Consider the following 6,294-nt stretch of genomic DNA (forward strand, 5'->3'; position numbering starts at 1 on the left):
CTGGACCTGGTGAACCTGCCCAACAAGGCGGACTTCAAGGCTCGGGTGCAAGGGCTGTGCTGGTGATGAATCCGGCTAACCACAGTCCCGCGCGAGGGGGCGCTCCAGTCGGTTCCGCTTGGCCGCGTGCCTTGCTCGGGCTCGCAGTGGTCTTGCTCTTGGTGTTGGGCCTGTACCACCAGACAGCCTGGGCCATGGTGCAAATCTGGAACCGCTCGGAGACCTTTGCCCATGCCTTCACAGTGCCGCCGATCGCGCTGTGGCTGATCTGGCGCCAGCGCGCGGCCTTGGTCCTGGTCGAACCGCGGCCTTCGCCGTGGTTTCTGCTGCCGTTGGCGGCCTGTGGCAGCTTGTGGTTGCTGGGGGATCTGGCGGCCGTCAATGCCGCGACACAACTGGCCTTGGTGGGCATGCTGGTCTTTGCCGTGCCTTTGTGTCTAGGGTCGGCAGCAGCCCGTGTGATTGCTTTCCCGCTTGCCTTCTTTTTCTTTGCCGTGCCCATCGGCGAATTCCTGATGCCGCTGTTCATGGACTGGACAGCAGATTTCACGGTCGGCGCCCTGCGTTTGAGCGGCATTCCGGTCTATCGCGAAGGCCTGCAGTTCGTGATTCCGAGCGGCAATTGGTCGGTGGTCGAGGCCTGCAGCGGTATTCGCTATTTGATGGCTTCGGTCATGGTGGGGGCCCTGTTCGCTTATCTCAACTACCGCTCAGTCAAGCGGCGTGTGATCTTCGTGATCTTCGCCATCTTGCTGCCCGTGGTGGCCAACTGGGTGCGAGCCTATCTGACCGTGCTGCTCGGTCATGTGTCCGGCAATAAGCTGGCCACAGGTGCCGACCATCTGCTTTACGGTTGGGTGTTCTTCGGCATCATCATGCTGGCCATGTTCATGGTCGGGGCCCGCTGGGCCGAGCCCGATGCGCCAGCACCCGAGGCCAATCCGGGGTCGGGCATGCCCGGTTTGCCTCGCCGCCTGAGTGCTGCAGCAGCGTTCACGCTGGTGTCGGCCCTGGCGCTGGTGTTGCTTCCTTTTGCCTGGTCGCAGCGTCTGACACTGCAGGCACCGAAGCCGGATCTGGTGCTCAACTTGCCCGCCGGCACGGTCGGCAGCTGGCAGGTTGTGCCCGGCAGCCCTGTGATGCTGAAACCCGTGTTCCAGGCGCCAGCCGGGCAAACCGAAGCGGTCTACCGCAAGGGCGAGCGGCAACTGGGCTTGCATCTCGCCTACTACCGCCAGCAGAGCTACAGCAGCAAACTGATCAGCTCGGTCAACACTCTGGTCACGATGGACGATCGCCGGTGGTCCACGATGCCACAGGGAAGCGTGGAGTTGCGGGTACCGGCCATGCGCCTGCGCAGAACCGAGTTGCGCAATCTGCAGGGCACGGACAGCCCTTGGCCGCAGCGCCTGGACGTTTGGCAGGTCTATTGGGTCAATGGTCAGGCTACCAGCAGTGATTCTCAGGCCAAGCTGCTCGGCCTCTGGCATCGTTTGATAGGGCGGGGCGACGATGCGGCGGCTTTGACCTTCTTTACCGACCGAAGCGAAGACGGTGCGGGCGAAGCGGCGCTTCGTGAGTTTGTGCAAGAAAACTGGGTCGCTTTGGATGCCGTCTTGCGCAAGGCACGGGATGGCCAAGCAACTATGCCGGCTGCATCTCAATGAGTAGCTGATTTTTGAAATTTGATCTCGAGATTTGATCGGACAAGGGAAGCGAGATGACGACCTTAGCGGTGATCGGCCTGGGCTATGTGGGCCTGCCATTGGTGGTGGAATTCGGCAAACAGATTCGGACTATCGGTTTTGACATTTCGACCGCCAAGGTTGAGTCCTGCCAGCGCGGTGTCGACCCCTCTCGCGAACTGAGCGACGAGCAAGTGCAAGCCGCCACCCACGCGGTCTATACCGACAAGCCCGAGATGCTGGCCGAGGCCGACATCATCATCGTCGCCGTGCCCACGCCGGTGGACGAGGCCCACATTCCCGACTTCAAGCCCCTGATCGGCTCCAGCACCAGCGTTGGCCGCCACATGAAGAAGGGCGCCATCGTCGTGTACGAGAGCACCGTCTACCCCGGCGCCACCGAAGAGGTGTGCATCCCGGTGCTGGAGCGCGAGTCGGGCCTGAAGTGGAAGCAGGACTTCTTCATCGGCTACAGCCCTGAGCGCATCAACCCCGGCGACAAGGAACACACGCTGACCAAGATCTTGAAGATCGTCTCCGGCGACACGCCCGAGACGCTCAACAAGGTGGCCGAGCTCTACGAGAAGATCATCCTCCCCGGCGTTCACCGCGCCTCCAGCATCAAGGCCGCTGAAGCTGCCAAGGTGATCGAGAACACCCAGCGTGACCTGAACATCGCGCTGATGAACGAGCTGGCCATCATCTTCGACAAGATTGGCATCGACACCTCCGAAGTGCTCGCCGCGGCAGGCACCAAGTGGAACTTCCTGAAGTTCAAGCCGGGCCTGGTCGGCGGCCATTGCATCGGCGTGGACCCGTACTACCTGACCCACAAAGCCGACATGCTGGGCTACCACCCGCAAGTCATCCTGGCTGGCCGGCGCATCAATGACAGCATGGGCAAGTTCATTGCCGAGCAGACCATCAAGCACATGATTGCCTCGGGCTCCTACATCAAGGGCGCCCGTGTCAATGTGCTGGGCCTGACCTTCAAGGAAGACTGCGGCGATCTGCGCAACTCCAAGGTCATCGACATCATCAACGAGCTGCGCAGCTACGGCGTGGAAGTGTTTGTGACCGATGCTCAGGCCGAGGCCGAGGAAGCCATGCACGAGTACGGCGTGCGCTTGCTGCCCTTCGATGAGCTGCCGCGCGCCGATGCGGTAGTTGCCGCTGTGGCTCACAAGGAATACGCAAAGCTGAACGTGGAAGACCTAGGCAAGAAGTTGGTCAAGGGGGGCGCTTTCATTGACGTGAAGGCCGCTTTTGACCAGGCGAGCCTGGAGTCCGCCGGCTACCGAGTCTGGCGTCTTTGAGCATGTTCACCCGAGCCGAGCCACATCATGACTGACCGGCGACCTTTGGTGGCCCATCTGCTTTTCCGGTTTGATACCGGTGGGCTGGAAAATGGGGTCGTCAACTTGATCAACCATATGGACTCCAGTCGCTGGCGCCATGCGGTTGTGGCCATGACCGAGGTCACCGAGTTCCGCCGTCGCATCCAGCGTGATGACGTTCAATTCCTTGCCTTGGACAAGCCTCCCGGCCCCGGCTTTTTGCAGTATGGCGCTCTGTACCGCATGTGCCGTCAGCTGCGCCCTGACATCATTCACAGCCGAAACCTGGCTGCACTCGAAGGGCAGTTGCCGGCCTGGCTTGCGCGGGTGCCGGTGCGCATTCACGGTGAACATGGCCGCGATTTGGATGATGCCGACGGGAGCAATCAGCGCAATCGTTGGACTCGCCGTTTCTACAGCCCTTTTGTGCAGCGTTTTGTTGCGCTCTCTTGCGACTTGAGTCGCTATCTCGAACATGCAATTGGCATATCGCCCGGGCGCATCAATCAGATCTACAACGGCGTCGATACCGACAAGTTTTTCCCTCGCAGCGAGCCCGTGAAGATTGCGGCTTGCCCATTCGAGTCGGGCCGACATGTGTTGGTCGGAACGGTCGGGCGTATGCAGCCCATCAAGGATCAGTTGACGCTCGCGCGGGCTTTTGTACATGCAATTCGTGCGCGACCTGAACTGGGCAGCCGCTTGAGGTTGCTGATTGCCGGCGATGGTCCTTTGCGTTCACAGGTGGCTCAGATCCTGTCGGACGCCGGGCTTGCGGAACTTGCCTATCTCCCTGGCGAACGTCGCGACGTGGCCGAGTTCATGAGGGGCTTGGACATGTTCGTGCTCCCTTCTTTGTCAGAGGGCGTGTCCAATTCGATTCTTGAGGCCATGGCTAGCGGACTGCCCGTGGTCGCGACATCTGTAGGCGGGAATGTGGAATTGGTCGAGGCTGAGAAAACGGGTCTGCTGGTCCCTGCCACTGATGTGCCGGCCATGGCGGAGGCGATCACGAGACTGGCTGAAAACGATTTGCTGCGCCTTGAATTCGGACGTGCGGGCCGACAGCGCGTGGTCCAGCAATTCAGTTTGAACAGTATGGTGGCGACATATGATGCCATGTACACGCAAGCCTTGACGCGGCAATCCCGCCGCTTCTCGCAGCCGCCTGAAGGCAATTGAGCAAACCAAGACATGTGCGGAATCACCGGAATCTTCGACACACAGGCGGCCCGCGAGGTCGATGCAGCACGCCTGCATCGGATGAACGAGTCGCAGCACCACCGCGGCCCCGATGAAGGCAGCCTGCACACCGAGCCCGGTCTGGGCATGGGGCATCGCCGCCTGTCCATCATCGACATCACCACCGGCCAGCAGCCGCTGTTCAACGAGGACGGCTCCGTGGTGGTGGTGTTCAACGGTGAGATCTACAACTATCAATCCCTGATCCCAGAGCTGCAGGCGCTGGGCCATGTTTTCCACACCAAAAGCGACACCGAGTGCATCGTCCATGCCTGGGAGGCCTGGGGTGAGGATTGCGTGCAACGCTTCCGTGGCATGTTTGCGTTCGCACTCTGGGATCGCAACACGCAGACCTTTTTCATGGCCCGTGACCGCATGGGCGTGAAGCCATTGTTTTACAGCGTGCTGGACGATGGTCAGTTGCTGTTCGGGTCGGAGCTGAAATCCTTGCTGGCCCATGGCCAGATGCGCAGAGACATCGACCCACTGGCGGTCGAGGAGTATTTCGCGCTGGGCTATGTGGCCGAGCCGCGTTGCATCTTCAAGCAGGCCCGCAAGCTCGAGCCCGGCTACAGCCTGTGCATCCGTCGCGGCCAGCCAATTCCTGCGCCCAAGCAGTTCTGGGATGTGCGTTTCACCCTCGACCGCCAGATCGGTGTGGAAGAGGCCTGCCTGGAATTGCAAGAGCGTCTCAAGGAGTCTGTACGCCTGCGCATGATTGCCGAAGTTCCGCTGGGTGCATTCTTGTCCGGCGGCGTGGACTCCAGCGCCGTCGTGGCGACCATGGCCGGCATCAGCTCAGGTGCGGTCAACACCTGTTCGATCGCCTTCGATGACCCAGCCTTCAACGAGTCGGAGTTCGCCAAGCTGGTGGCTGACCGTTATCGCACCGAGCACAAGGTGGAAACCGTCAAGTCCGACGATTTCGATCTGCTCGACACTCTGGCCCGGCTCTACGACGAACCCTATGCCGACAGCTCGGCCATCCCGACCTATCGCGTCTGTCAACTGGCCCGAAGGCATGTGACCGTGGCCCTGTCCGGTGACGGCGGTGACGAGACCTTCGGTGGCTACCGTCGCTATCGAGAACATCTCAGGGAGGAACGCCTGCGCTCCTTGATGCCCGCCGGTTTGCGCACGCCCTTGTTTGGCACTTTGGGCCGGCTCTATCCCAAGGCGGACTGGGCGCCGCGCGTGTTTCGCGCCAAGACGACGTTTGAAGGTCTGTCGCGCAATGCGGTCGAGGCCTATTTCCATTCGGTGTCCATCCTGCGCGGCCCCATGCGCGATCAGCTCTTCAGCCCGCTGTTCAAGGCGCAGCTCAGCGGCTACGGCGCGCAGGAAGTATTTGACCGCCACGCAACCAAGGCCCAGACCGAGGACCCGCTGGCCCTGATCCAGTACCTGGATACCAAGACCTACCTGGTTGGCGACATCAACACCAAGGTGGATCGTGCCAGCATGGCGCATTCCCTGGAGGTGCGTGAGCCGCTGATGGACCATGAATTGGTTGAATGGGTGGCCAGTTTGCCGTCCGATCTCAAGATCCGCGGCCAGGAGGGCAAGTACCTGCTGAAGAAGTCCATGGAGCCCTTGCTGCCCGACGAGGTGCTGTACCGGCCCAAGATGGGCTTCGCCGTGCCGCTGGCGCGCTGGTTCCGCGGCCCGCTTAAGCAACGGGTGCAGGACGCGGTGCTCGGCCCCCGCCTGGCTGCCACCGGCTGGTTCAACCGGGAGTACCTGCAACACCTGGTCGAGGCTCATCAGAGCGGGGCCCGCGACTACAGCGCGCCGCTGTGGACGCTGCTGATGTTCGAGGCCTTCCTACGCCAGGTGGTGGATGAAGAATTGCCTTTGGCCGTGCACAGCCGGGACGGCGTTCCCGCCTGAGTGAGGCCAGCCCGCCCGGCTTTGGCCGATGGCGGGCGCACGTGGATTCCGTGGCGTTCGCGCCCCGGAGCTGCATCAAGATTTCGGAGACTTTGAGCAATGAAGATCAGCATTTTTGGATTGGGCTATGTGGGCGCGGT

General features: G+C 61.5%; 4 protein-coding genes. All 4 read left to right on the forward strand.

Annotation, left to right across the window (positions count from 1 at the left end; genetic code table 11):
- The first annotated feature begins 131 nt into the window (after window positions 1-131).
- The 4 genes from xrtA to LNV23_RS23595 are packed head-to-tail and all read left to right on the forward strand — an operon-like array spanning window position 132 to window position 6,154.
- The gene (gene xrtA / locus LNV23_RS23580) at window positions 132-1,667 is read left to right on the forward strand and encodes an exosortase A (protein ID WP_411910626.1); all 1,536 of its coding nucleotides are present in this window, start codon (window positions 132-134) and stop codon (window positions 1,665-1,667) included.
- Window positions 1,668-1,720: 53 nt separating this feature from the next.
- Window positions 1,721-3,001: a nucleotide sugar dehydrogenase gene (locus LNV23_RS23585; protein ID WP_263565197.1), complete on the forward strand. Its 1,281-nt coding sequence runs from the start codon at window positions 1,721-1,723 to the stop codon at window positions 2,999-3,001.
- 27 nt (window positions 3,002-3,028) lie between these two features.
- Complete coding sequence (locus LNV23_RS23590; RefSeq protein WP_263565198.1) at window positions 3,029-4,204, forward strand: TIGR03088 family PEP-CTERM/XrtA system glycosyltransferase; 1,176 nt, start codon at window positions 3,029-3,031, stop codon at window positions 4,202-4,204.
- Window positions 4,205-4,216: 12 nt separating this feature from the next.
- Window positions 4,217-6,154 (forward strand): XrtA/PEP-CTERM system amidotransferase, encoded by a 1,938-nt coding sequence (locus LNV23_RS23595; RefSeq protein WP_263565199.1) that lies wholly within the window; start codon window positions 4,217-4,219, stop codon window positions 6,152-6,154.
- Window positions 6,155-6,294 lie beyond the last annotated feature (140 nt).

The sequence above is a fragment of the Kinneretia sp. DJ1R-11 genome (assembly GCF_025717595.1).
In the GTDB taxonomy this organism is placed as follows: domain Bacteria; phylum Pseudomonadota; class Gammaproteobacteria; order Burkholderiales; family Burkholderiaceae_C; genus Paucibacter_A.

Excerpts from the sequence above, each read along its gene's own strand:
- LNV23_RS23590 (WP_263565198.1), top strand. The coding sequence starts at position 3,029 with ATGACTGACCGGCGACCTTTGGTGGCCCATCTGCTTTTCCGGTTTGAT.
- LNV23_RS23595 (WP_263565199.1), top strand. The coding sequence starts at position 4,217 with ATGTGCGGAATCACCGGAATCTTCGACACACAGGCGGCCCGCGAGGTC.
- LNV23_RS23585 (WP_263565197.1), top strand. The coding sequence starts at position 1,721 with ATGACGACCTTAGCGGTGATCGGCCTGGGCTATGTGGGCCTGCCATTG.